Here is a 23947-nt window from a genome sequence, read left to right on the forward strand (position 1 = left end):
ACCAAGTAAAAATAAAACCAGAACAAAGTATTGGGAGAACATCATGAACAAAGCATTCGCGTGCAACGGGCGTTTTGCCCGGCTTCTTCTTGCGTCCAGCGCCCTTGCGCCGATGCCGGGCTGGGCGCAAACAGCCGGATCTCAGGCTGCCGAGCCGCAGGCCACGGAAACCGCGCCGCCGACGTCTTTCGGCATCGCCGAGATCATCGTGACGGCGCAGAAGCGCTCGCAGTCGATCAACGAAGTGCCGCTGTCGATCACCGCGGCCTCGGGCGAGCAACTGCTTCAGGCGGGGATTTCCAGTACCGCCGACCTCGCCAAGATCGTGCCGGGCCTGACCGCGCAGCCGTCGCCGTTCAACACCCCGATCTACACCTTGCGCGGCATCGGCTTCGTCGAGTTCTCGCTCGCCACGCCGCCGACCGTGGCGGTCTATACCGACGAAGTGCCGCTGCCGTTCAGCGCCATGACCAAGGCCGCCGCGCTCGACGTGGCGCGGGTCGAAGTGCTCAAGGGTCCGCAGGGCACGCTGTTCGGCCAGAACACCACCGGCGGTGCGATCAACTTCGTCGCCGCCAAGCCGACGCAGGATTTCCAGGCGGGGGCCGATCTCAGCTATTCGCGCTTCGACACGATCGATGCGCAAGGCTTCGTCAGCGGGCCGATCACGCCCAACCTGCTGGCGCGCTTCTCGGCCCGCGCCATCCGCAGCGGGCCGTGGCAGAAGAGCAGCAGCACCGGCGACGAACTGGGCAACCGGCGCGAGACGCAGGCCCGCCTGCTGCTCGACTGGCAGCCGACCGATACGCTGAAGGTGGCGCTCAACGTCAACGGCTGGCTCGACAAGTCGGACTCGCAGGCGCCGCAGCGCACCGAGACTTTCATCAGCGCGCCCGGCAATCCCAACGAGGCGCCGATCCGCGCCCTGCCGCCGCAGCCGCTGACCTCGCGCTCGGCCGACTGGACCACCGACCTGTTCCCGCTGAAGCACGACGACCGCTTCGTCCAGGCGAGCCTGCGCGTCGATTACGACCTGAGCGATACGGTCACGCTCACCTCGATCTCGGCCTACAATCACTATCGGACCGAGTCCTTCCAGGACTACGACGCGACGCCGCTGCAGATCGCTGACATCCTGACCGACGGCAAGGTCACCTCGCTGTCGCAGGAACTGCGCCTGACCGGCACGAGTGCGGGGCTGCGCTGGATCGTCGGCGCCAATTACCAGCGCGACAAGACGCGCGATCACGCGACCTATTACGCCACCGATGCGACGACGCACTACGTCGGGCCGATGGAGGGGGGCAACGTCTCTCCGGTCAACGATTCCCTCATCAAGACGGCGGCGCTTTTCGCCAATGTCGAGTACGAGGTGATCCCGAACCTGACGGTGCAGGCGGGCCTGCGCTATACCGACAGCCGCCGCGACAACGCCAGCTGCGCGCTCGTCGGGCCGGGGCCGGGCGGCAACGAGAGCTTCGCGCCGATCTTCGAATTCCTGCAGACGCTGATCCGCCCCGGCCAGCCGGTGGTGCCGATCGCCGAGGGCCAGTGCTATTCGCTGACTGCCGAGGGCTTTCCGCTCATCACGCCGCTCAAGGCCAAGCTGAACGAGGACAACCTGTCGTGGCGGGCGGGCGTCAATTACAAGACGGGCAATCGCGGGCTGATCTACGCCACCGTCAGCCGGGGCTACAAGGCAGGCAGCTTCCCGACCGTCGCGCCCGCCACCGCCAAGGAACTGGCGCCGGTCGCGCAGGAATCGATCACCGCTTACGAAGTGGGCTTTAAGCAACCGCTGTTCGACCATGCGGTGCAGCTGAACGGCGCGGTGTTCTACTATGATTACAAGGACAAGCAGCTGCGCGGGCGTATTCTCGACCAGATCTTCGGGCCGCTCGATGCGCTGGTGCAGGTGCCCAAGTCGCGGGTGAAGGGCGCCGAACTCGAAGTGGTGATCCAGCCGGCGGACGGCCTGCACCTGAACGTAGCGGGGACCTATCTCGATACCGAGATCACGCGGTTCACCGGCTTCAACCAGTCGGGCGAGCTGGCGGACTTCTCGGGCGCGCGCTTCCCGTTCTCGCCCAAGTGGTCGGTGGTGGCGGATGCGGGGTATGATTTCCCGCTGACGCCATCGATGCAGGGCTTCGTCGGGGCCTCGGCGAACTACAACAGCCGCACCACCGCGAGCATCGGCGACATCCCGCAGCTGGAAATCCGGGCCTATACGCTGGTCGACCTGCGCGCCGGTGTTCATGCGCCCGACGACAGCTGGCGCTTTTCGGTCTGGGGCCGCAACGTCTTCAACAAGTACTACTGGACCAGCGCGTTCCAGACCCAGGACGTCTACGTCCGCTACACCGGCCGCCCCGCGACCTACGGCGCCACCTTCAGCTATCGTTTTTAAGGAGAGAGACGCATGATTACCGATGCGGACACCCGCCTGCACTTGCCCGACGTCAGCCGCGCCGACTGGGCCGAGACCGGATACTTCAACTTCTACATTCCCGAAGCCAACATCTTCGGCTTCATCTACATCGTCCACCGCGCCGGAGTGGGCGCGACGGTGAGCGACATCGAGATCATCGACCGCGCAGGGTTCAGCGCCGACGATGCGGTCTACATCGACCTCATCAACCACAACCCGCTGGTGGACAGAGCCGAGGATTTCCGGCTGGAAACCGGCCTGTCGTTCAACGCGACCTCGATCCGCGACTATGTGCTCGACTATGATGCAGGCGGCGTGAAGCTGCACATCGAAGCCAGTGCGCTGATGGAGCCCTACGACATCCACGACCCCGCGATGGACCCGATGGCCGTGGCGGACGCGGCGGCGGCCGTCGCGAACTCGGGCTTCGGGACGGCCTATTCGGCGCACTTCGACATGACGGTGCGGATGAAGGGTTCGCTCTCGCTGGGCGGGCGGACCCATGCGATCGACTGCGTCTCGACCATGGACCACAGCTGGGGGCCGCGTCCGGAGAACGGCTTCCATCCGATCCTGTGGGCCAATGCCCATTTCGATGACGGGCTGGCGCTCCACGGCATCTTCTCGGTCGATCGCACCGCGCCGGTGGGGCAGCAGCACGTCTTCAAGCACGGCTATGCGCTGGTGGGCGGCGAAGTGCGCGGGGCCAAGGCGGGCTCGGTCCGCACGCACCGCCCGGGGCTGTTCCCCACGACGATGGAAATGACCATCGTCGATCGCGACGACCGCGAGCATACCGTCTCCGGCTCGGTGCTGGTCCATCACCCCTGGGTGCCTTACGGCAACAACCTCTCGCCGATCACGATGGCGCGCTGGCACCGCAGCGACGGCGCGATCGGCGTGGGCACGTATCTGGAGGGCTTCCCGCTCAACCGCTTGCGGGCGGACTTGGCATGACGCCCGACATCGACCTCAGGATCGCCTCGATGGTGCGCGCCATGGAGGACGTGGTGCGCCCGGCGATCGATCCGCTCAACAGCCTTGCCGCAGAGCAGGCGGCGCTGATCGTCGGGCATCTGCGGCTTCTGGCGATCCAGTGGAACAAGGCGGAAAGCTATGCGCGCACCTGCCTTGCCGATCTCGAGGCGACGCTGGAGGGCCTTGCCCCCTCCGGCGGCCCGGCCACCCGCGCCGCCGCTGCCGAACTGGCCGAGGCGCGCGTGGCGGATGGTCCGGCGGAAGCGCACTACAAGGCGGTGATGCGCGCGACCGACAGCCTCGTGCGCGCCGCCGCGCGCGATGGCGAACCCGCCTTCCGCGAGGCGCTGCACCGCGGCGTCCTCGCCTTCAGCACGCGGCAGTCGCTGCGCGATCGTTCGTGGTTCGCCGCCAGCGGTTTCGACCTCAACCCCGCCGAACTGCACAGCATCGCGGACCTGACCATGGAGACCGCCCGGTGATCCTGACCGCCGAAAACACCGATACCTGCGTGGCCATCGAACCTCGCATCTTCGCCATCCTCGAGGAGAAGAAGGCCCGCCGCCTGACCGGCCCCTATATCCCGCGCAGCATCGCGCAGGTCACCGCCTCGCTCGAAAGCCTGTATGGCCCCGGCAGCATCTCGGGCCTGCGGCGCATGGCGGGCGGGGCTTCCAAGGAGCAGTTCGTGTTCGACCACGGCGGCGAGCGCCTCGTCCTGCGCATGGACCCGCTGGAGGGCCTGATCGAGACCTGCCGCCGCCGCGAGGATCAGGTGCTGCGCGCCATGCACGGCGTCGTGCCGGTGCCCGAGGTGCGCCATGCCGATATCGACGGCGCCACCTTCGGCCTGCCCGCGCTGGTCACGACGTTCGTGCCCGGCGTCGCCAAGCCCCCGCAGGCCGCCGCCTCCGTATCGGGTCTGCGCACCGATTTCGACGCGCACTGGATCGCGCTGCTGGCACCCGCCTTCATCGACAACCTCGTGTGCATCCACGGCTTCGACTATCGCGCCGCCGCCCTGCCGGACTTCGCGATGCCAGGCGGTGCCCCGCACGAAATGGCGCTTCGGCAGGTCAACTGGTGGGCCAAGGTCTGGGCCGACGACGTCGTCGATGCCTTCCCGATCATGGCGCTGGCCGAATGCTGGCTGCGCGAGAACCTGCCCGCCTGCACCGACCCGGTGCTGGTCCACGGAGACTACCGCACCGGCAATTACCTGTTCGACCCTGCGGGCGGCGCAGTCACCGCGATCCTCGACTGGGAACTCGCCCATGTCGGCGATTTTCACGAAGACCTCGCCTGGAACCTCCAGCCCATCTTCGCCAACCGGGGTGCCGATGGCGAGACGATGATATCGGGCCTGTTTCGGCGCGACGAATTCCTGTCCGCCTACGAAAATGCCTCGGGCCGCACGGTCGATCCGGCCGCGCTGTTCTTCTACGACGTGCTCGCCGCGTGGAAATGCGCGGTGATCGACCTCTCCAGCTGCCTCACCGCCGCGCGCGACGGCAACAACCATCAGGACGCGCTGCTCAGTTGGCTGGCGACCTCCGCCCATGTGGTGCTGAGCCACCTGACCGCACTGCTGGAGAAGGGGCGGCACTGACAGGAAATCGTAAATCCATGTACCATTTCGTTGACCCCGAGGCGCCGAAGCTGCCAGAAGGCCCCTCGAAATCCAGCAACGGGATTCTTGCGTGATGACATCGAACAGCCAGCCGGCCACCGGCACCCCCCCGGTTCTTCAGGGCCCGTTTCCGGCGGGCTCGCCCGTCCACAACCTCCGTGACTTCGGCGGTTATGCCACCGCCTCCGGTGCCCGGCTCAAGCCCGGGCGCCTGCTGCGTTCGGGCCAGCTCGAAGCGGCGGGGGCGGGGTTCGAGGGCATCCTGTCCGCGCTCGGCGTGGCGACGATCATCGACTTGCGCGCCGGTTCGGAGTGCACGCTCGAAAGGGGCGGGGCCTTCGACGGCTATGCCGGCGCGATCCGCCGGGCGACCGCCCATGACGAGACGATCCCCCACGCCGTCGCCGCATTCCTGAAGATGACGACGATCGAGGAAGTGGTCGCGCACATGACGCGGATCTACCGCATCCTGCCCGACAGTCCGCGCTTTCGCGAATCCATGGGCCATCTGGTGACCGCGCTGGATCAGGACGACGGCGCCACCCTGATCCACTGCTTCGCCGGAAAGGACCGCACCGGGCTGGCGGTCGCGCTGGTGCAAATCGCGCTCGGCGTCCACCGCGACGACGTGTTCCACGACTACCTGCTGACCAACGCCATGGGACCGGAGCGCATCGAGTCCGGGCTCGACGCGCTGCTCGGCAAGGATCGTGCTCGCGGTTCGCAATGGGTGCTGGAAGAAGCCATGTCGGTGCGGCCGGAGTATCTGGAAGCCGGCCTCGCCAAGATCGGCGAGATCAGCGCAAGCCCCGCAGCCTACCTTGAGGCGATGGCGGGGCTTCCATCGGGAGCCATGGACCGGATCGGGCAGCGATTGCAGGCCTGATCCGGAGCGGCGAGGCTGCCACTCAAAGGCCACCTCCCTCGTCATTGCGAGCGCAGCGAAGCAATCCAGGGCGGTTTACGCGGCCCTGAATTGCTTCGCTGGGCTCGCAATGACGAAGGGGGCCTCACGCCGCCGCCATCTGTCCTTCGGCTACGGGCTTGTCCTCGAACCAGTCGGGCCATCCGGCGCGGCGGTTCTGTTCCCGCGCCAGTACACGCTCGGCGGGAGAGGCCATCTCGTTGTCCCAGCGGCGCAGTGCGGGCATGATGACCTTGTGGTGCCACAAGGGCGGGATCAGCGCCGAGAAGAAGCACACGAACACGCTCGGCATCGGGATCCACTGCCGATCCGGCACCAGTTCGTAGAACGCCGCGAAGCTGTTGGTGTGGTGATCGGCGTGGTTCGTGATCTCGAAGCCCATCACGCGCGAGATCGGCTTCAGATGGTTCCACACATGGCGTCGGTCGATCTGCGTGCCGGGAACCCGGATAAGACCGTAGTGCTGGAAGTAGTTGAAGCTCTCGATCCAGAAGCGCGCGCCGATCATCCCGGCCAGCGCCACGGCATTCGCGCGCCAGCCGCCGATCGCGAACAGGATCGCGTGGAACGCCAGCAGCACCAGCGCCGCGCGGTATACCCGGTGGCCGATCGACCAGCGGCCCTTGCCCATCTTCTCCAGATTGTCGCTTTCCGAGCGCCAGGCTTCCTTCGTGCTCTCCACCACCGCGCGCGGGGTGAAGGCGTAGAGGCTGGTGCCGCGCGGCGCGGTGTCGCCGTCCAGCGTGGTGGCGACGTGGATGTGGTGGCCCACCACGTGCGCGATCTCGCGCGTCGCGTCGAGGTAGCAGACCTGGCAGTACCGGCCGACAAGGCGGCGCAGCTTGCCGCGCTGGTGGTAGAGTTCGTGCGTGGCGGGAACCAGCGGGATCACGCTCAGCCACGCGCACGAGGCGATGACGCCTGCATATTCCCACCCGTTCGCGCCGGGATTGCGTGCGGCCCAGTAAGCGGCGGCAAGGTAGATCACCGGACCCAGCAGCGCGCAGAGCCACACGGGGATCTCGACCAGCCCTTCATGCCGGATGCGGCGGGCGCGAAAGTCGTTGGGCAGCACGCTGTCGACAAGGCCGAACGCGGGCAGGCTGGCGATGCCGACCCAGACCCACGGCCCGCCGACGATGAAGCTGGCGATCACCGCCACCTGCAAAAGCACGCCCAGATAGTAGCGCGAGTAGTCCATGTTCCTCTCCACAGGAATGCTCAATAATTGCGTTATATATATACGCAAAAAATGCGTTATGGCAATCCGTGAAATTGCATCTCGGTCGGCCAAGACATTCCCGCTTGGAATGCGTATGGAAGGCCCATGAAAATGCGTGATCTGGAAGCCCGTACCGGTGTGAACCGCGAAACCATCCGCGTGCTGTTCCGTGCCGGACTGCTCCCCGATCCGCACCGTCCGGCGCGCAACGTGGCCGATTACGGCGAGGAGCACGTCCGCGCGATTCTCGCGGTGCGCAAGCTGCAGCAGGATTCGCGCATGACCCTGCCGCAGATCAAGGCGGCGCTCAGCGGGCAGAACGGGACGAGGCAGATCGGTGCCAATGCGCTCGGCCATCTGGAGGAACTGGTGTCCGGCCGCGTCGGCGTGCGCAAGGGCTACCTGTCGCTGGCGGCGCTCGCGGAACAGAACCCCAAGGCTCCGGGCGATGCCCGCGCGCTGGCGAAGCTGGAGATCATCGAACTGGCCGAGGGCGAGGACGGCCCGATGATCAGCATCACCGATGCCGAGCTGCTCAACATCTGGAGCCGCATGCGCAGCGTCGGCTTCGACGAGGAGCACGGCTTCCCGCCCGACATCCTCGACTACTACGTCAAGGCGTCCGAATTCGTCGCGGCGAACGAGGCGAAGTTGTTCCTCGAACAGGTCGAAGGCCAGATGGGCGAGGATGAGGCGGCGGCGATGCTGGAAGTGGCGCTGCCCTCGATGCTCGATTTTTTCGGCATCCTGCGCCAGCGCGCGTTCCTGCGCATGATCGGCGAACGCACCCGCGACGGCGCCGGGATCAAGGTGAAGAAGCTGCCCCGCGCGCCTCGCGCGAAGGGCTGATCAGCGCCGCGCCAGTCGTTCGGCGATCCATTGCTGCGTCAGGGTTTCCTCCAGCGCATCGGGTTCCGCCCAGAATCGGCGGATCGAGAAGCCCGAGATCATCGCCGCCGCCGAGCGCACCGCCCCTTGCGCTTCCTCCTCGCTCCAGCCTGCGGCGGCGAGGCGGTTTTTCCAGCCTTCATAGACCGGCGTGCGCAGCCCGCTGACGCTGCCGCGCAGGACGGGGTAGAATTCCGCGTCCTTGGCTGCTTCCATGGTCATGCCGATGGCCACCCAGAAGCGGTCGCTGAAGAAGAACCCGTGCAGGTCGTCAAGCAGCGCGCGCAGGACCGCTTCGGGCGATGCATCTGGCGCGAGGTCGCCCACGCCGCTGTCCTGCTCGGCCAGCGCCAGCGCCTGCTCCACGGCGGCGAGGACCAGCGCGTTCTTGTCCGGGAAGTGGTGCATCAGCGCACCTTGCGAGACGCCCGCCGCCTGCGCCACGTTGCGCATGCGCAGGGCATTGAAGCCGCCTTGCGCGATCGTCTCGTACGCGGCGGCGGCAAGCCGGGCGCGCATCGCTTCGCTGCGTTCGGCCTGAGTGCGGCGTGGTTTCGTTTCGGTCGGCAATCGCGGTCCTTCTCAGCTGGCAAGGATATCGCGATAGGTGTCGCGGATCACCTTCTTGTCGATCTTGCCCGTAGCGGTCAGCGGCACGCTTGCGAAGATCACGCGGTCGGGCATCCACCATTTCGCCACCCGTGCGGCGAGGTGATCGAGCACTTGCGCCTCGGACAGCGCGACGCCTTCGTGCGCCTCGACCAGCAGGATCGGGCGTTCCTCCCACTTGGGATGCGGCACCCCGGCGACGGCGGCGACCTTCACGCCGGGGCAGCCTGCGGCGGTGTTTTCGAGGTCGATCGAACTGATCCACTCGCCGCCGGACTTGATGACGTCCTTGGTGCGGTCGGTGATGCGCATGAAGCCGAAGCGGTCGATCGTGGCGATATCGCCGGTATCGAACCAGCCCTGCGCGTCGCAGGCGCTTTCCTCGCTGCGGTAGTAGTGGTCCAGCACCCATGGTCCGCGCACCATCAGCGCGCCGGAGGTCTCGCCATCGTGGGGGAGGGGTCTGCCTTGCGCGTCGACGATCTCGATCTCGATCCCGAACAGCATGCGCCCCTGCCGCGTCCAGATGCGTTCGCGCGCGTCCTCTTCGCCGAGGTCAGCGAGCGCGGGGGTCGGGGCGGAGACGACGCCCAGCGGGCTCGTCTCGGTCATGCCCCACATCTGGCGCACCGCGACGCCGCGCCGGTCGAAGGCCACCGCCATGTCGCGCGGCACCGCAGAGCCCGCGATGAACACGCGCTCCAGCGCGCCGGTGTCTCCCCCGGTGCGGTCGAGGTGATCGAGGTACATCGTCCAGATCGTCGGCACCCCGCCCGAGAAGGTAACGCCCTCGGTGCGGACCAGTTCGTCGAGCGAGGCACCGTCCATGCGGTCGGCCGGGAGCACGAACTTGACGCCGTTGATCGCGCCGGCGAATGGCAGGCCCCACGCGGTCGCATGGTAGAGCGACTGGCACGGCATCACCACGTCGAAGGCGCTGAACCCCATGCTGCCCGACAGTCCGCCCGCCAGGGCATGCAGCACGGTCGAGCGGTGCGAATAGAGCACGCCCTTGGGATCGCCCGTGGTGCCTGAAGTGTAGCACAGGAATGCCGCAGCATTTTCATCGAAGCTCGGCCAGTCCAGCGCATCTGGGTGCGGGGCGATCAGGTCTTCATAGCTTTCGATGCCCTCGCAGGTCCGGTCGGACAGCACGATCAGGCGTTCGACATGCTCCAGCCGGTCGCGTATGCGCGCAACTGTCGCCGCCATGTTGCGGTCCAGCAGCAGTACGCGGCTGCCCGCGTGATTGATGGTGTAGACCAGATGTTCGTCGGGCAGGCGCGGGTTAGCGGTGTGCAGCACCGCGCCCATGCCGGGGACCGCGAAGAACAGCTCGAAATGCCGGTGCGTGTTCCACGCCAGCGACGTCACCCGGCCCCCCGAGGCGACGCCCATAGCGGCCAGCATCCCCGCCGCCTGCGCGGCGCGGCGCAGGCAGGCGGCATAGTCGTAACGCCACAGCGGCTCGTCCACGTTGCGCGAGACGATCTCGCGCGTGGCGTGCGCGCTGGCGGCGAAGCGCAATATGTCGATGATGGCGAGCGGGCGCGCCTGCATCGAGCCGGGTATGGTCATTGCGGGCCTTTCAGGAAGGGCGTCACCAGCGCCACGAAACGTTCGCGCTTCTCGATCTGCGTCCAGTGGCCGCACTGGCCGAACAGGTGCAGTTCGCTGTTGGGGATGAGCTGGTGGAAGCGCTCCGACACGGCATGCGGGACGATCACGTCCTCGCGGCCATGGACGATCAGCACTTCATGCGGCAGGGCGGCCAGCTTGGCCTCGTCGGTGGCGAGGGCTTCCAGCCAGCGCTGGCGCGGCTCGGGGAACAGGCTGGAGAACGCCTCCTGCGCGCCGGGGCGCACGCTGGCCTCGAAGCGGGACCGCACGATCTCGTCCTTCACCAGCGCGGGGTCGAAAGCGAAAGTGGTCATCAGGTCGCGCATCGCCTCGACCGAGGGTTCGTAGCCCCAGACCTTGCGCAGGCCCTCCGTCACCTCGAAGTGCACGCCCGCCGCGCCCATCAGCACCAGGCGGCCGACCCGCTCGGGGTGCCGCGTCGCCAGCGCCAGCGCCAGCGCGCCGCCATAGCTGTTGCCGATGAAGTGCGCCCGCTCGATGCCCAGCGCGTCCATGAAGCCGGTCAGGTGCGCGATCCAGCGGTCCATGTCGAAGCCGGCGATATCCTCGGGGAAATCGGTGTAGCCGAACCCCAGCGTGTCGGGCGCATAGCAGCGGAAATGCTGCGCCAGATCGGGGATCACGCCGCGCCAGTTGGCATAGGCGGTGACGCCGGGGCCGGAGCCGTGGATCAGGATCAGCGGATCGCCTTCACCCGCCACGATATAGTTGGTGCCGATGCCGCCCACGTCGACGCGCTCGCCGATCTCGGGGTTGATCAAGGTTGCGGAATCCGTGCTCATCATCGTTCTCCCAGAAGGCTTATAGCATGGTGGTGCCGCCGTTGACGCTGATGACCTGTCCGGTCACGAACGCCGCGGCGGGGCTGGCAAGGTGGGCGACCATCGAGGCGACTTCCTCCACAGTGCCGGGGCGGCCCATCGGGATGACCTCGACGACCTTGCGGATGAGATCGGGGTTCACCGCCTCGATCTCGTCGTACTGTTCGGTGCGCACGGCGCAGGGGGCTACGGTGTTGACAGTGATCCCGTCCTGCGCGAATTCGCGTGCAAGGCCGGTCGTCAGGCCATGCACGCCGCCTTTTGCTGCATTGTATGCTGCATGATCGACAAGGCCGTTGCGCACCGAATCCGCGCCGATGTTGACGATGCGCCCGTACCCGGCCTGCTTCATGTGCGGCAGCGCCAGCCAGCACATCCAGAGCGCCGACCACAAGTTGCGGTCCACTGTTTCTCGCAAGGTTTCGGGCGTATGCGAAAGGAACGGCGCGATGATGCCGCCGCCCGCGTTGTTCACCAGAATGTCGATCCGGCCGTGCGTGTCCAGCGCGGTATCGACGAGGGCGCGGGCGACCGCCTCCTGCGCCAGATTGCCACCGCAGCCGATCCCGTCGAGTTCCCCGGCCAGCGCTTCGGCAACATCGAGCGAGAGATCGGCCAGCACGAGCCGCGCGCCGTCCGCCCGCAACCGCTGCGCGATGGCGCGGCCGATCCCGCGCCCCGCGCCGGTGACGATGGCGACTTGTCCGGCCAGCGGTCCGTCAGCCATGACGCGCGAGCACCGGGCTACCCTTGCCAAAGCGCGGGTCGGGGCGGCCACCCCAGGTGTCCATGACTTCGGCCTTGTGCTCCAGTTCGCGGGGGCCCCGCGCGCCCTGTTCCTCGAACAGTTCCATGCCGAAGCTGAACTCGGCGCTGTTGCCGTCCGGGTCGAGGAAATAGAGGAACACGCTGGTCGAGGGCAGGTGGCGGCCCGGCCCGAACACGATCGGTACTTCGGCGCCCTTGAGGCGGTTCATGGCCTGGCCGATATCGTCGATGTCCGTCACCATGAAGTTGACGTGGTGCAGCGTGTTGGCGCCGGTCGGGCTTTGCAGCAGGGCCAGGCTGTGATGCAGGGGATTGGGCCAGCAGCGCAGCCATTCGGCCATGCCCTCCACCCGGTCCGACACCGCGAAGCCGAGCGTCTCGACCCAGAAATTGTGCGCAGCACTCAGGTCATGAACGTTGATGACGACATGGCCCATGCGCACGATCTTGGTGAGCTGCGAGGCGAGCGGTTCGTCCGTCACCGCGAGGCCTGTGAAGAAGTCGATTTCCATGCCGGTGATAGGATCGGTGAAGCGCAGCGAACGGCGCACCTGCATGCGCGCGCATGTTGCCTCGTCGGCCCAGTGGGGCGAGAGATCGAGGGTTTCGGCGATGGCATGGGCGCGGTCGAGATCGGCCTCGCTCTCCACCTCGAAGCCCACGGCGGCGAGGCCCGCCGGGCCTTCGCCCAGCACAATGTCGTAAGGCTTGTCGCCGCAGCGCAGCCATGCCTCGGTATCGTCGCGGCGGGCCAGCGTCAGGCCGACGACGTCGCGGTAGAAGCCGATGCTGCGCTCCAGATCGGGCGCGTGCAGGCGGCAGTAGCCCAGCCGGGCGAAGCGAAGGGGATGGTCCATGGCGTCTCTCCCGCCGGTCAGAGGATGATGCTGATGCGCGCGTGTGGACGCAGCGCTTCCATGTCGAGGACGCACTTCTTGCCCGCGATGCGCAAGGCGCCGTCCCGCTCGACGATCTCGTGGATGTAGTGGCCGACGAAGGCGTCGCTGGTAATGTCCTTGCTGCGGTAGATGATGAACGAGGACCGCGCCCGGATCACCGTGCCGTCGCGGTGGACGCGCACGTTCGAGACGATGTGGCGCACTTTCGATCGCGGGTGCTCGGAATGCGCGCCGATCTTGGACAGGCGCGACACCCGCTCGCGCATGCGCACGGCGTCGTCGATGATGTAGAACAGCGAGGTGTCGGGATCGGCGGTATCGCCGTCCACGTCGCTGGGCGGCACATGATACCAGGCGTCCTCGGTATAGAGCGCCAGCCACTCCTTGAGCCGCCAGCTGTCGAGCAGGTCGGCTTCCTCGAACAGCAGGTCTTCCACGCGCAGGCGCAGCATCAGGGTGTCGTCGATCATCTCAGGCATCGGCCATCACTTTCGCCGCCGTGACCCGGCGGTCCCATTCGCGCCAGAAGCAGCGCATCTGCGCCTCGTCGTCGAACGAGGGGGCGTCGGAGCGGATCATGCCCTTGGAGATGTCGTTGTAGAGCGCGTCGCCGGCGGTGGCGTAGCCCTGCTGGCACTTCTCGATCGCTTCCACGTCGTCGGGCGTCGCGAAGCCGCCGGGACCGAGGAATTCGGTGAAGTTGTAGAGCCGGTACTTGCGCCGCCACTCGCTTTCCTCGCGCGGGGCGAGGGCCCAGGCGTTGATTTCCATGTAGTCGGGCGCGGTGGGAAAATAGGTGCGCACGGTGATCGCCATGATGTCGTTCACCACCAGGTTGGGGAAGATCACCATGTTGCGGTTCTTGCGCGCAATACGGTCGGCGCGCGGGGCGCCCACGCGGCTGACGAGTTCGGCGTAGACTTCGTCGATCTCGGCCTTGCCTTCCTCGCCCCACAGCGGCACCCAACTGGCGATCGGGCGGCCCCAGGGCGCGGAATATTCGACGACGGCGTGGCCGTTGCCAAGGTCGAACGCGTCGCCCGCAAGCGGCGTGGCGGAGAGGGCGCCGTTCGCGCTCTTGAGGTATTCGAGGTAGGTCGAGTGGTTGCAGGCGGCGTGGTAGCCGTCGAAGCTGTTTTCCGAGAGCAGCTTCCAGTTGCCGCGAATGGCGTACTCCTGCGTGCCGCCGACGATCTGCATGCCGCTGGCGGAATGCTCGGAGACCAGCTTGAGGTAGTCGCCCGCGCCCGCGAGGTAGGTCGCCAGATCCTCGCCGTCGCGGGCGAAGCTGATGAAGAAGAAGTCCCCGAAGCGCTCCATGCGCGGCACGTGGACCATCTGCTTCTGCGGGTCGGTCTTGAAGCCCTCGGGATAGCCCGAGGAGCCGGGCAGCGTCTTGAGGTGCCCGTCCGAACCGAAAGTCCAGCCGTGGTAGAGGCACATGAACGCCGGCGACTTGCCGCTGCGCTCGCGGCACACCGTGGCGCCGCGATGGGGGCAGGCGTTGAACAGCGCGTGGAATTCGCCGTCGCGGTCGCGGGTGAACAGGATCGGCCTGCGCGCGACCTTGCGCGTCACGAAGCTGCCGGGCGCGGGCAATTCGGATGCGTGGCCGAGGTACAGCCAGCAAGTGTCGAAGATCGCCGCATATTCGCGCTCGAACGTGGCGCGGTCGGTGAAGACCCGGCGCGGCACGAGAAACCTGTTGGACGCCGGATCATCGATGATCCCGGTCGTTATCCTCTCCATGTCGTGTTGACTCCCGTATTGGCCCGGCTACAAGACGAATCAACAAACCGAGCACTTGGTTTGTAAGAAGCGATGGACCCGGGGTCAACACCCGGCAACGCGGGAGAGATCGATGGAGGCGAATGCGCGGCAAGATCTGGTGCGCAAGGCCGCGCGGGCGCTGGGGCGCAGCGGGCTGGCGCATGCCTATGGGCATTGTTCGGCGCGGCTCGATGGAGACAGTTTCCTTGTCTGCGCGGCGATGCCGATGGGGCTGGTTTCGGACGAGCCGGGCGTCGTCGTGCCGATATCGGGGCCTTTGCCGGAAGGCGTGCTGGGCGAAGTGCGCGTGCATCAGGCGATCTATGCGCGGCGCGCCGACGTCGGCGGGATCTGCCGTACGATGCCGCCTGCGCTCATGGCGCTGTCCACGCAAGGGATCGTCCCGGCCGCGCGCCACGGCATCGGTGCATACTTCGCGCCGGGCCCCGCCTTGTGGGACGATCCCCGCCTGCTCCGCGACGATGGTGCGGCGGCGCGCGTCGCCGAGGCGCTGGGCGAGGGGAGTGCCATCGTCCTGCGCGGCAATGGCGTCGTCGTTGCGGGGGAGACGCTGGAGCAGGCGGCGGTGTTGAACTGGTTTCTCGAAGACGCCGCCCGCATCGAGCGCGACGTGCGCATGATGGGCTTCGCCCCCGAAAGCGGCCGTCTGAATGCCGAGGAAGCGGCCGCACGACAGGTGTGGTCAGGCGGAGTCGTCGAAAGAATGTGGAACTGGCTCATTTCAGTGTAGACCTCGGAAGAGGTCGCCACATTCCCAAAATTCCTTGTTTTTCGAAGACACCTTGTCGGAAATATTTCGTAATTGATAAACAGCTTGACGATTTTGAATCGAGCTTGATAAATGGTCCAACCAAATCCGGGATGCCGCGACAGACGGTGGCCGGGTGGACCTCAAACGGAGGGAGGAAGAGGATGAACTTGAAGTACAGGACGATTCTGCTTGCCGCATGCGCCATGCCGCAAGTTGCGTTTGCTCAGGATCAGGCAGCGCAGGATACTGCGGCGGACCCTTCGCGCGACATCGTCGTCACCGCGCAGCGCCGCGCCGAGCGTCTGCAGGACGTTCCCGCCACGATTTCCGCCCTCGACAGCAAGGCGCTGGTCGCCGCCGGCGTCATGGACATAAGCAACATCGCGCCGCGCGTGCCGGGCTTCTATGCCGGCGGCTTCGGCTCGGCGCGCCCGCAGCTCTACATTCGCGGCATCGGCACGCGCCAGTTCGATCCCGGTTCGGAATCCTCGGTCGGCGTGTTCGTGGATGAGAGCTATCTGGGACGTACCGGCGGCGTGCTCGGCGCGCTGAAGGACATCGAACGGGTCGAGGTGCTGAAGGGGCCGCAGGGCACGCTCTATGGTCGCAACACGATCGCGGGCGCCGTCAATGTCATCACCAAGGGGCCGACCGACGACTTCCAGGCCGAGGCCGAGGCAGGCGTCGGCAACTACGACAGCTACAACCTGTTCGGTGCCGTTTCCGGCCCGATCGCAGGCGATGTCATCAAGGGCCGCATCGCGGCGTGGCGCACCAAGCAGCAGGGCTACATCACCAACCTGACGACCGGCAATCACCCGCAGGGCGTCAACAACTGGGGCGGCCGCCTGCGTCTGGCGATCGAGCCGACCTCGACCATCAAGATCGACCTCATCGGCGAGATCGCGCGCGATACCGGCCGCTCGTTCCAGGGCGAGAGCATCGGCAGCACCACCAATCCCTACGGCATCCTGCTGGGCCGCGCCGGGCTGGTGCCGCAGCTTTCGGACGATCCCTACAAGCAGTACTACACCACCGACCCGCTCTATGATCGCAAGATCGATGCCTTCACCGGCAAGATCAACTGGGCGACGGACGTTGGCGATTTCGTCTCGGTCACGTCCTATCGCAAGATGACCTACACCGACGACCGCGATTTCGACAACACCAGCCTCGACGTGATCCGCCAGATCAGCAACGAGGACTCCAAGCAGTTCTCGCAGGAACTGCGGTTCGTTTCTGCCAATGACGGCGCACTGTCGCTGGGCGGGCTGGTAGACTGGATCGTCGGCGTCTACTTCTACAAGGACAAGAGCTACCACGAGGACTTCTTCCGCTACGGCGCGGACAGCGTCGCGGGGGCCGGATCGGTCGACCAGACCTTCGGCCATTATGACACCAAGAGCATTGCCGGGTTCGGTCAGGCGACTTTCAACATCAGCAACGAACTCAAGTTCACGGCCGGTGCGCGCTATACCGAGGACCGCAAGAAGGCGACGCTGGGCGGCCGCACCACGGACACGCTGCCGCTGGTTCGCGCCGATTTCGATCAGGTGAACCCGACCAAGAAGTTCACCTCGTTCGATCCCAAGTTCGTGCTGGCCTACCAGCCCAACCGCGACCTCAACTTCTACGCCAGCTTCAGCAAGGGCTTCAAGTCGGGCGGCTACCAGTACACTCCGCTGACGGCGGCACAGGCGGCCGAAGTCTTCGATCCCGAGAAGATCAAGGCGTACGAGATCGGCGTGAAGAGCACCTGGCTGAACGGCGCGCTGCAGGCTAATGCGGCGGTCTTCCGCTACGACTATTCGAACCTGCAGGTCTCGCGCGTAACGCAGCTGCCGGACGGATCGACGCCGTCGCTCATCACCAACGCGGGCAAGAGCCGGATCAAGGGCGCCGAACTGGATGTGACGATCGAGCCGATCCGCGATTTCCGCGTGGCGGTGGCTTATGCTTATACCGACGCCAAGTACCTCGATTACTCGACCGGGGCGCTGGACTTCTCGGGCACGACGATGGTGCGTGCGCCCAAGCATTCGGTCAACGTCAGCTCGGACTATACCATCCACACCGGCGGCGACAGCGACCTGACGCTGCACGGCGACGTGGCGATGCTCAGCGACTTCTTCCACGAACCGGGACAGGGCGAACTTGCCTATGGCACGACGATCCCGTTCACCTCGGAAGACGGCTATGTGCTGAGCAACGCGCGGGTGACCTTCCGCACCGGCCAGTGGCGCCTCAGCGCATGGGTGCAGAACGCCTTCGACGTGAACTATCGCCGCACGGTGCTGGCGCTGCCGGGGCAGGTCATCAGCATCTACGGCCAGCCGCGCACTTACGGCCTGACGCTGGGCTGGGCGATGTAGCATGGGGGCGGCCCGGCAGGCATGGGGTGGAGACTGTGGCGCAGGGATCGAACCCTCGCGCCCGGTCCCGGTCTGCCGGGCTACCGTCCAACGAACGCGGCACCTGCGAAGCAAGGCGGGCAGTCCCATGACGATGCATGCCGAAGGGAGCGCCGCGGGCGGGCGACGGATATTCGAACGGGTCCGCGACGCCATCCTGGACGAGATAGGCGCCCAGCGCCTCAATCCGGGAGACCGGCTCCCCAGCGAACGCGCCCTGGCCGAAGCCTTCCATGTCGGCCGCCATGCGGTGCGCGAGGCGTTGCGGACGCTGGAAATGTCCGGCGTGCTGCGCTTCGCCAAAGGTGTCAACGGCGGTGCCTTCGTGCGCGAGCGCAGCGGCGAGGGCGTCGGCCAGTCGATCCGTGACATGATCGTGCTGGGCCGCATGCCGCTGGAAGACCTGATGGCGGTGCGCGTCAATCTGCTGATGCAGGCTGCCGAACTGGCCGCGCAGCGCGCCGATGACGAGGATTTTGCCGCGTTCGACGCCAATATCGCCGAAACCGTGCGCTGCCTGGAAATGGGCGATCCGCTGGCGACGATCGATCCGCTGGTGGAGTTCAACCGGGTGCTGGGCCGGGCCTCGCACAATCTCGTGCTGTCGATGCTGATCGATTCCGTAGCCGAGATCGTTGCCGACGTGCTGCGCGTCTACCGCCTGACCAGCGAGATCGAACTGGTCGCCCCGCGGCGCGCCGTCGTCGCCGCGCTGCGCGCGCGCGACGCGGCCGAGGCCGCGCGTATCCTCACGGCGCATTATGCGCAGACCACCCGCTATGTCCTTTCCCGCGTGAACAGCGCAGCGAAGCCGGACGCCTGAGCGAGCCCACGAAGGAGATTTCATGTCGCGCTTTTCCCCCCGCGATCATCTGCGCCACCCCGCCGACGACAGCGGCCGCATGCGGGATTCCCTGTTCTGGCAGACGATCCTGCCCGAGCAGAAGCTCGGTTTTCAGGCCTATCTCTACCTGACCAGCGCCGGGAAGGCGGGCTTCAACGTGGTGCTCTGGGGGGAGGAGAAGCGGCCGCTGCTGCTCGAACTCGTCAATGGCGAGATACCTGCGGGGATGGACCTCGACGCGCTGTCGTTCGAGGGGCTGGAACTGCGCAAGACCGGCTTCGGAGAGCCGGCCAGAGTCAGCTATCGCAGCGAGCGCGTGGAACTGGATTTCACCTTCACCGGCAGCCATCCGCCCTTCAGCTATCATGACAATCCCGATGGGTTGCCCGCATGGTTCGCGCTCAACCGCTACGAGCAGACCGGGCGGATCGAGGGCAGCATCCGCACGGGCGGGCGCACGATCGACCTTTCGGGCATGGCGCACCGCGATCACAGCTGGGGCAACCGCAACTGGGGCGTGCCGCAGCACTGGAAGTGGCTGTGCGCCTATACGCCCGATGGCAGCCGCATGATAAACGGCTGGATCTGGATCGCGCGCGGCGAACTGGGCTGCGCGGGCTATGTCGTGCGCGACGGGACGCTGACGCCGATCGCCACGATCCGCCAGCACGGCACCTATCGTGACGACATGAGCCAGGACACCCTGCGCGCCGAGATCGTCGATACTGCGGGGGAAACCTGCCTGCTCGAACTGCAGCGCTTCGGCCTCGTCAAGCTGCCGACCAAGGACAAGTTCGGCACACTCATCCAGGAAGCCGCCTGTACCGGGTCGATCGACGGCGCGGTAGCGGCGGGTCAGTACGAGACGCATTGGCAGCAAGCCTACCTCGACCATCTGGTGGAAAGCGGAGCGACCCGTTGAGCTGGAGTTTCGATGCGCCCACGCGCGAGCACCTGCATGCCTTCCTGCGCGAGCATGACCTTGCCGACGAAGCCCCCAGAATCGCGCCGATCGGCGACGGGCACAGCAACCTGACGTTCCGCCTTGACACGGGCGGGCGGTGCATGGTGCTGCGTCGTCCGCCGCCGCCGCCGTTCCCACCGGGCAGCAACGACGTGCTGCGCGAGGCCGGATTTTTGCGCATCGTCGGGCCGCACGGCGTCCCCGTCCCGGGCGTGCTGGCAACGGCCGAGGCGGGCGCGGTCTTCGACGTGCCGTTCTACATCATGGACATGGTTGACGGCGTGGTCGTCACCGAGACGCTTCCGGCCGCCTTTACCGGCGATAGTGTCGGCGAGGGCATGGCCGGGCAACTGGTCTCGGCGATGGCGCAGCTTCACGGCATCGACTGGAGCGCCACCCCGCTTGCCGGGAAGGCCAGGCCGGAAGCCTTCAACGCCCGGCACCTGCGGATATTCGCGCGCATGCTGGATGACGGGCGCGAGGAGCCGTCTCCGGCGTTTCGCGAAGTCGCGGCATGGCTGGAGGGCAGGGTGCCCGAGCCTTCCGGCGCGGCGATCATCCACAACGACATGCGCCTCGGCAATGTCATGTGGAGCGGCGAGGGGGTGCCCCGGCTCGTCGCCATCCTCGACTGGGAACTGGCGACCGTCGGCGATCCGCTGCTGGACCTTGCCTATCTCGCCTGCTCGCTCCCGCGCGAAGGGGCGTGCCATACGCCGGTGCAGGATTTGGCAGCCGCGCTGCTGGAAGCCGGTTGCCCCGAGCCGCAAACGGTGATCGCGCGCTACTTTGCGCAGACCGGGGGCGAGGCGATCGATATCCGCTGGTATCAGGCCATGGTGAACTTCAAGCTGGCGGCGCTCTATCGTTATTCGCGCCTCGCGGGGCACGATTCCTACTTCGCCGATCCCACGCACGAGGCGCGCTTCCTTGCCGAAGCGGCGCATTACTGCCGGGATTGATGCGCGGCCGTCCGGCTCTACGCCGGACGGCCTAGCCGCTTAGATGCGGCCGCTCACAGGGAGCGGCCGACCAATTCGCGCATGATCTCGCTCGACCCGCCGTAGATCCGGCGCACGCGCGCATCGCGCCAGATGCGGGCGATCGGGTACTCGTTCATGTACCCGGCGCCGCCATGCAGTTGCAGCGCCGCGTCGCAGGCCAGCCACTGCATCTCGGTGTGCCAGTACTTCGACGCCGCCGCTTCCTCCGCCGTCAGTTCGCCGCGCACATGGCGCTCGATCGCCCAGTCGAGGTGCGCCCAACCGACCTGCAGCTTGGCCTTGATGTCGGCGAGGGTGAAGCGGGTGTTCTGGAAATCGATGATCGCCTTGCCGAACGCCTTGCGCTCGCGGGTGAAGGCGACCGCCTCGTCATAGGCGCGCTGCGCGGCGGTCTGCGCGGTGATGGAGATCGACAGACGCTCCTGCGCCAGTTCGCTGACGAGGTAGATGAACCCCCGGTTCTCCTGCCCGATGAGATTGCCGGCGGGAACGCGCATGTCGTTGAAGAACAGTTCGGAGGTATCCGCCATCCACTGCCCGACCTTGTCGAGATTGCGCCCGCGCTCGAACCCGGCGCGGTCCGCTTCGACCAAGATCAGCGAGGTGCCCTTGGCGCCCAGTTCCGGCTCGGTCTTGCATACCGTGATGATGACGTCGGCGTTCTGCCCGTTGGTGATGAAGGTCTTGGAGCCGTTGATGACGTATTCGTCGCCGTCACGCCGCGCCGTGGTGCGCACGCCCTGCAGGTCCGAGCCTGCGCCCGGTTCGGTCATCGCGATTGCGGACACTGTCTCGCCCGACAGCATGCCCGGCAGCCAGCGCGCGTTGAGTTCGTCCGATGCGTAGTGCAGCAGATAGGGCATCGTGATGTCGGACTGCAGCGTCACGCTGTCCGACATCATCGCATAAGTCAGTTCCTCGTTGAGGATGGCATTGAAGCGGAAGTCGAGCCCAAGACCGCCGAACTCCTCGGGAATTCCGGGGCACAGGAACCCGGCCTCGCCCATCTTCAGCCAGAAATCGCGGGCGACCTTTCCGGCGTCCTCAAACTCCTCCACCCGGGGCGAGAATTCGCGCTCGACGAAGCGGCGCACGGTCTGGCGAAACAGCCGGAGGTCTTCGTCGAAAAGGTGGCTGGCATCGCGTTCCAACATGGCATCATCCCTTTTTGGCGGCGATCGTATGTCGCCCCGTCGCCCCTCGGGTTAGCCTATGAAATCACATATTGTAAACCTGTGAACTTTATGCGAGGTTGGAATCGTCGGACCTCACATCCACGGGAAGCGCATCGCCTCCGCAGGCGGTGCCTGTCTTCCGGTTCGACCGGATCGCTTCAGGCGGTCTCTCTCCTATGACTCGAAAGACCTGGTCCACTGAAAACGGACCAGGTCTTCTTTTCACTGCGCCGATGGTGCCCGCGCGAGGTCGAGCGCGATATCGACGATCATGTCCTCCTGCCCGCCGACCATCTTGCGACGCCCGGCCTCGACAAGAATGGCGCGGGTGTCGACGCCGTGATCGGCGCTGGCTTTTTCCGCATGGCGCAGGAAGCTGGAGTAGACCCCGGCATAGCCGAGCGTCAGCGTCTCGCGATCGACGCGCACGGGGCGGTCCTGCAGAGGGCGAACCAGATCCTCTGCCGCGTCCATCAGCGCGTAGAGATCGCAGCCGTGGTCCCAGCCGTTGCGGTCCGCAGCGGCGATGAACACTTCGAGCGGGGCATTGCCTGCCCCCGCGCCCATCCCCGCCAGCGAGGCATCGACGCGCACCGCGCCGTTCTGCACAGCGACGATGGAGTTCGCCACTCCGAGCGAGAGGTTGTGGTGCGCATGCACGCCGCGCTGCGTTTCCGGCTTGAGCACCCGGTCGTAAGCCTGCAGCCGCGCCGCGTAGTCGTCCATGTTCATCGCGCCGCCGCTGTCGGTGACGTAGACGCAGTGGGCGCCGTATTGCTCCATCAGGAGCGCCTGCCGGGCCAGTACTTCCGGCTCTGCCATATGGCTCATCATCAGGAAGCCGGACACGTCCATGTCGAGGCCGCGCGCCGCCTCGATATGCTGGCGCGATACGTCCGCCTCGGTGCAGTGCGTCGCGATGCGGACCGAGCGGACGCCCAGGTCGTGCGCCTGTTTGAGGTCATGGACCGTGCTGATCCCCGGGAGCAGCAGCGTTGTCAGCACCGCGCTTTCCAGCACTTCTGCCACCGCTTCCAGCCATTCCCAGTCGGTATGCGCGCCGAACCCGTAGTTGAACGAGGACCCGCTGAGCCCGTCGCCGTGCGCCACTTCGATCGCATCCACCCCGGCACGGTCGAGCGCGCGCGCGATCGACCGGACGTGGTCGAGGCCGTACTGGTGACGGATCGCGTGCATCCCGTCGCGCAGGGTGACGTCCTGGATATAGAGCTTTGGCTTGGCGGGGGTCACAGGGCGGCCTCCTTCATGGCGATCCGCTCGGCCGTGCGCAGGGCCGCCGAGGTCATGATATCGAGGTTGCCGGCATAAGCGGGCAGGTAATGCGCCGCGCCCTCCACCTCGAGGAAGACGGAAACCTTTAGGCCGGTGAATTCGGTCCGGCCGGTCGATGCCATTTCGGGAATGCGCAAGGGGCGGTTGGAGCCGATGCTTTCGAACTGGACCGCTTGCTTCAGGCGGTATCCGGGGACGTATTCCTGGACCTGCGCGACCATGGCGGCGATGCTTTCGGCGATCGCTTCGCGGTCCGCGTCTTCACACAGGCACAGCACTGTGTCGCGCATGATGAGCGGCGGTTCCGCGGGGTTGAGCACGATGATCGCCTTGCCCCGCGTGGCGCCGCCGATCTCGACGATGGCGCGGCTGGTCGTCTCGGTGAATTCGTCGATGTTGGCGCGCGTGCCCGGACCTGCGCTTTTCGAGGCGATCGAGGCAACGATCTCGGCATAGTGCACAGGCGCTACGCGGTTGATGGCGTGGACGATCGGGATCGTCGCCTGTCCGCCGCAGGTCACCATATTGACGTTGGCGGCATCGAGATGCGCCGCGCCGTTGACCGGCGGCACCACGAAAGGCCCTATCGCGGCGGGGGTGAGATCGACCACGCGCTTGCCATGCCCGCGCAGGACGGCATCGTGCCGCTCGTGCGCGCCTGCGGACGTGGCGTCGAAGACGATGCCGATCTCGTCGAAGCCGGGCAGGGCGAGCAGCCCGTCGATCCCCGCGCTGCTGGTGGCGATGCCCATGCGCTCGGCGCGTGCGAGGCCGTCCGAGGACGGATCGACGCCGATCATCGCGGCCACCTCGAGCGTCTTCGAGAGCCGCATGATCTTCATCATCAGGTCGGTGCCGATGTTCCCCGAGCCGATGATCGCGACTTTGGTTCTGCTCATGGC

At 66.4% G+C, this 23947-nt stretch carries 22 protein-coding genes; 11 read left to right on the forward strand and 11 right to left on the reverse strand.

What is annotated here, in order from left to right:
* Nucleotides 1–43: 43 nt before the first annotated feature.
* The 5 genes from HWN72_RS23300 (at nucleotide 44) to HWN72_RS23320 (ending at nucleotide 5925) form a co-directional block, all read left to right on the forward strand.
* Entirely contained in the window at nucleotides 44–2410 is a 2367-nt protein-coding gene (locus HWN72_RS23300) for a TonB-dependent receptor (RefSeq protein ID WP_211151530.1), read from the forward strand.
* 12 nt (nucleotides 2411–2422) lie between these two features.
* Nucleotides 2423–3388, forward strand: a complete 966-nt coding sequence (locus tag HWN72_RS23305) for a hypothetical protein (RefSeq protein WP_211151531.1) — start codon at nucleotides 2423–2425, stop codon at nucleotides 3386–3388.
* Nucleotides 3385–3891 (forward strand): hypothetical protein, encoded by a 507-nt coding sequence (locus HWN72_RS23310; protein WP_211151532.1) that lies wholly within the window; start codon nucleotides 3385–3387, stop codon nucleotides 3889–3891. Before HWN72_RS23305 ends, HWN72_RS23310 begins: the two co-directional genes overlap by 4 nt.
* Nucleotides 3888–5018 (forward strand): phosphotransferase family protein, encoded by a 1131-nt coding sequence (locus tag HWN72_RS23315; protein WP_211151533.1) that lies wholly within the window; start codon nucleotides 3888–3890, stop codon nucleotides 5016–5018. Before HWN72_RS23310 ends, HWN72_RS23315 begins: the two co-directional genes overlap by 4 nt.
* Before the next feature lie 94 nt (nucleotides 5019–5112).
* Nucleotides 5113–5925, forward strand: coding sequence for a tyrosine-protein phosphatase (locus HWN72_RS23320; protein ID WP_248006281.1), 813 nt, complete (start codon nucleotides 5113–5115; stop codon nucleotides 5923–5925).
* A gap of 124 nt (nucleotides 5926–6049) precedes the next feature.
* Here the strand turns inward: HWN72_RS23320 and HWN72_RS23325 are convergent, their stop codons facing one another.
* Complete coding sequence (locus HWN72_RS23325) at nucleotides 6050–7165, reverse strand: alkane 1-monooxygenase (protein ID WP_211151535.1); 1116 nt, start codon at nucleotides 7163–7165, stop codon at nucleotides 6050–6052.
* Between the two features lie 126 nt (nucleotides 7166–7291).
* Here HWN72_RS23325 and HWN72_RS23330 point away from each other — a divergent pair, with 126 nt between their 5' ends.
* Nucleotides 7292–8035, forward strand: coding sequence for a MerR family transcriptional regulator (locus HWN72_RS23330; RefSeq protein WP_051586788.1), 744 nt, complete (start codon nucleotides 7292–7294; stop codon nucleotides 8033–8035).
* On the opposite strand, the gene HWN72_RS23335 is transcribed toward HWN72_RS23330, so the two are convergent.
* Genes HWN72_RS23335 through HWN72_RS23365 form a run of 7 tightly spaced genes read right to left on the reverse strand, consistent with a single transcriptional unit; the run spans nucleotide 8036 to nucleotide 14561 of the window.
* Nucleotides 8036–8644, reverse strand: a complete 609-nt coding sequence (locus HWN72_RS23335; RefSeq protein WP_051586787.1) for a TetR/AcrR family transcriptional regulator — start codon at nucleotides 8642–8644, stop codon at nucleotides 8036–8038.
* A gap of 12 nt (nucleotides 8645–8656) precedes the next feature.
* Nucleotides 8657–10261: a long-chain fatty acid--CoA ligase gene (locus tag HWN72_RS23340; protein ID WP_202902834.1), complete on the reverse strand. Its 1605-nt coding sequence runs from the start codon at nucleotides 10259–10261 to the stop codon at nucleotides 8657–8659.
* On the reverse strand, nucleotides 10258–11106 hold the full coding sequence (locus tag HWN72_RS23345) for an alpha/beta fold hydrolase (protein ID WP_211151536.1): 849 nt from the start codon (nucleotides 11104–11106) through the stop codon (nucleotides 10258–10260). The genes HWN72_RS23340 and HWN72_RS23345 overlap by 4 nt, the downstream gene beginning before the upstream one ends.
* Nucleotides 11107–11125: 19 nt before the next feature.
* Entirely contained in the window at nucleotides 11126–11872 is a 747-nt protein-coding gene (locus tag HWN72_RS23350) for an SDR family NAD(P)-dependent oxidoreductase (protein WP_036525227.1), read from the reverse strand.
* Complete coding sequence (locus HWN72_RS23355) at nucleotides 11865–12770, reverse strand: VOC family protein (protein ID WP_036525226.1); 906 nt, start codon at nucleotides 12768–12770, stop codon at nucleotides 11865–11867. The genes HWN72_RS23350 and HWN72_RS23355 overlap by 8 nt, the downstream gene beginning before the upstream one ends.
* A 17-nt stretch (nucleotides 12771–12787) precedes the next feature.
* On the reverse strand, nucleotides 12788–13291 hold the full coding sequence (locus HWN72_RS23360) for an aromatic-ring-hydroxylating dioxygenase subunit beta (protein ID WP_069709350.1): 504 nt from the start codon (nucleotides 13289–13291) through the stop codon (nucleotides 12788–12790).
* A complete protein-coding gene (locus HWN72_RS23365; RefSeq protein ID WP_211151537.1) occupies nucleotides 13284–14561 on the reverse strand; it encodes an aromatic ring-hydroxylating dioxygenase subunit alpha in 1278 nt (425 codons plus the stop codon). Before HWN72_RS23365 ends, HWN72_RS23360 begins: the two co-directional genes overlap by 8 nt.
* Before the next feature lie 112 nt (nucleotides 14562–14673).
* Between HWN72_RS23365 and HWN72_RS23370 the strand changes: the two genes are divergently transcribed.
* The 5 genes from HWN72_RS23370 (at nucleotide 14674) to HWN72_RS23390 (ending at nucleotide 20535) form a co-directional block, all read left to right on the forward strand.
* On the forward strand, nucleotides 14674–15333 hold the full coding sequence (locus HWN72_RS23370) for a class II aldolase/adducin family protein (RefSeq protein ID WP_036525223.1): 660 nt from the start codon (nucleotides 14674–14676) through the stop codon (nucleotides 15331–15333).
* 182 nt (nucleotides 15334–15515) lie between these two features.
* Entirely contained in the window at nucleotides 15516–17726 is a 2211-nt protein-coding gene (locus tag HWN72_RS23375) for a TonB-dependent receptor (protein WP_211151538.1), read from the forward strand.
* Between the two features lie 127 nt (nucleotides 17727–17853).
* Nucleotides 17854–18588, forward strand: a complete 735-nt coding sequence (locus HWN72_RS23380) for a FadR/GntR family transcriptional regulator (protein ID WP_162177373.1) — start codon at nucleotides 17854–17856, stop codon at nucleotides 18586–18588.
* A gap of 22 nt (nucleotides 18589–18610) precedes the next feature.
* Complete coding sequence (locus tag HWN72_RS23385) at nucleotides 18611–19531, forward strand: hypothetical protein (RefSeq protein WP_211151539.1); 921 nt, start codon at nucleotides 18611–18613, stop codon at nucleotides 19529–19531.
* Nucleotides 19528–20535: a phosphotransferase family protein gene (locus tag HWN72_RS23390; RefSeq protein ID WP_211151540.1), complete on the forward strand. Its 1008-nt coding sequence runs from the start codon at nucleotides 19528–19530 to the stop codon at nucleotides 20533–20535. Before HWN72_RS23385 ends, HWN72_RS23390 begins: the two co-directional genes overlap by 4 nt.
* A gap of 53 nt (nucleotides 20536–20588) precedes the next feature.
* On the opposite strand, the gene HWN72_RS23395 is transcribed toward HWN72_RS23390, so the two are convergent.
* The 3 genes from HWN72_RS23395 to HWN72_RS23405 form a co-directional block, all read right to left on the reverse strand.
* Nucleotides 20589–21731, reverse strand: a complete 1143-nt coding sequence (locus HWN72_RS23395) for an acyl-CoA dehydrogenase family protein (protein ID WP_211151541.1) — start codon at nucleotides 21729–21731, stop codon at nucleotides 20589–20591.
* A gap of 243 nt (nucleotides 21732–21974) precedes the next feature.
* Nucleotides 21975–23003 (reverse strand): 4-hydroxy-2-oxovalerate aldolase, encoded by a 1029-nt coding sequence (gene dmpG, locus HWN72_RS23400; RefSeq protein ID WP_036525216.1) that lies wholly within the window; start codon nucleotides 23001–23003, stop codon nucleotides 21975–21977.
* On the reverse strand, nucleotides 23000–23944 hold the full coding sequence (locus tag HWN72_RS23405) for an acetaldehyde dehydrogenase (acetylating) (protein WP_036525214.1): 945 nt from the start codon (nucleotides 23942–23944) through the stop codon (nucleotides 23000–23002). The genes dmpG and HWN72_RS23405 overlap by 4 nt, the downstream gene beginning before the upstream one ends.
* Between the last annotated feature and the right edge of the window lie 3 nt (nucleotides 23945–23947).

The organism is Novosphingobium sp. HR1a, assembly GCF_015594425.1.
In the GTDB taxonomy this organism is placed as follows: domain Bacteria; phylum Pseudomonadota; class Alphaproteobacteria; order Sphingomonadales; family Sphingomonadaceae; genus Novosphingobium; species Novosphingobium resinovorum_A.